The 1,343-nt window shown below is 72.7% G+C and carries 2 protein-coding genes; both read left to right on the top strand.

The window, feature by feature from the left end:
- The first annotated feature begins 50 nt into the window (after positions 1-50).
- Entirely contained in the window at positions 51-1,013 is a 963-nt protein-coding gene (locus AB0J52_RS40855) for a DUF389 domain-containing protein (protein ID WP_500188614.1), read from the top strand.
- Positions 1,014-1,047: 34 nt separating this feature from the next.
- The coding region (locus AB0J52_RS40850; protein WP_500188612.1) for an ATP-binding cassette domain-containing protein at positions 1,048-1,343 on the top strand (296 nt) is incomplete at its 3' end.

Raw genomic sequence — 1,343 nt, 5'->3', positions numbered from 1 at the left:
CACGCGTGGGCAGAGGGCGGCCCGGCCGCGGATGCGGGACGATGTGACGCGTGTTGCACCTGAGAGCGATCGTCCCGCCCGACCGTACGGACGCGGTGTGCGCCGCGCTGGCCGAGCACGTGGGCGTCACCAACGTCGTGGTGCTGCCGGACGCGGCGCGCAGCCCCAAGGGCGACCTGGTCACCGCCGACGTGGCGCGGGAGGCCGCCAACGAGATCCTGGACGCGTTGCGGGAGCTCCGCGTCGACCGGGACGGCTCGATCGCCGTCGAGAAGATCGACCTGTCGCTCTCGCAGGTCGCGGACGAGGCGGAGCGGCGTGCCCCCGGCGCGCCCGACGACGCGGTCGTCTGGGAGGAGCTGGACCGGCAGACCGCCGAGGGCGCGGAGCTGACCTGGGCTTACCTGGCCTTCCTCACCCTCGCGACGATGCTCGCGGGGATCGCCGCGATCACCGACTCGGCGATCCTGGTGGTGGGCGCGATGGTGCTCGGGCCGGAGTTCTCCTCGGTCGCCGCGGTCTGCTACGGCCTGGTCAGCCGGAACGGCCGCCGGATCGGCGCCGCCGTCCGGACGCTGGCCGCCGGGTTCGCGTTCGCCATCGTGGTCACCTACCTGTGTGCGCTGGCGGCCCGGTGGACGGGCGTGATCGACATCAGCGCGCTGCCGTCCGACCGGCCGGCCACCGCGTTCATCTACAGCCCCGACCGCTGGTCGTTCATCGTCGCGGTGCTCGCGGGCGCCGCCGGGGTGCTGTCGATGACCGCGGGCAAGTCGTCGGCGCTGGTCGGCGTGTTCATCTCGGTCACGACCGTCCCGGCCGCCGGGAACCTCGCGGTCGCGCTCGCGCTGAAGCACGGCAGCCAGATCAGCGGCTCGGTGCTGCAGCTGGCGATCAACCTCGCCGGGATGCTCGTCGCGGGGGTCGTCACCCTGCTCGTGCAGCGGCTGGTGTGGGGGCGCGTACTACGCGGGGCGGAGGGATCGGCCGTTCGGCCTAGATCCCAGGGGTGACGACGAACACACCGAATGCCGCTAAGTTCAGGGTATGCCGCCGATCATCGAGACCCGGGGCCTCACGATGAGGTTTCCGCGGGTCACCGCGCTCGACGACCTGACGCTCGCGGCGCCGCCCGGCGTGGTCGGACTCGTGGGGGCCAACGGGGCCGGGAAGTCCACCCTCATCAAGATCCTGCTGGGGCTGCTGCCGCCGTCCGCCGGCGGCGCGCACGTGCTCGGACTGGACATCGCCCGGCAGGGCGCCCAGATCCGCCGCCTGGTCGGCTTCATGCCCGAGTACGAGTGCCTGCCGCCGGACGTGTCGGCCACCGAGTTCGTCGTCCA

Source organism: Spirillospora sp. NPDC049652 (genome assembly GCF_040675125.1).
In the GTDB taxonomy this organism is placed as follows: domain Bacteria; phylum Actinomycetota; class Actinomycetes; order Streptosporangiales; family Streptosporangiaceae; genus Spirillospora.
Note: the sequence above shows the minus strand (reverse complement) of the source record. Positions and strands in the feature narration are given on the sequence as shown.